General features: G+C 40.7%; 1 protein-coding gene. It reads left to right on the top strand.

From position 1 onward, the window contains the following. Nucleotides 1-285: hypothetical protein (locus tag KVT36_RS31675; RefSeq protein ID WP_217607424.1), on the top strand; the 285-nt coding region annotated here is incomplete at both ends.

Genomic DNA, 285 nt, shown 5'->3' with positions numbered 1-285 from the left:
TCAATATACAGCCGGCTACTTTCGATAATAACCGGGCCGCATTAACACAGGGCGAGGTGTCTATGCCGTTATGGGATACCATATCCAGCTATATCGTTGTCAAGTATTTCAAACAACCCAATTACTGGCTGATTGATGGTAAGCCTTATTTTTCCATTTATGTGATCATCACTTTTATCAATGGATTTGGAAGCATTCAGGAAACACAAAGGGCCATTGAAATGCTGGTCGAAAAAACAAAAAAGGCAGGATTTCCCGGCGTGCATTTAAATATAATGAGCTGGA

Source organism: Chitinophaga sp. GbtcB8, from assembly GCF_019091455.1.
Classification (GTDB): Bacteria; Bacteroidota; Bacteroidia; order Chitinophagales; family Chitinophagaceae; genus Chitinophaga.
Note: the sequence above shows the minus strand (reverse complement) of the source record. Positions and strands in the feature narration are given on the sequence as shown.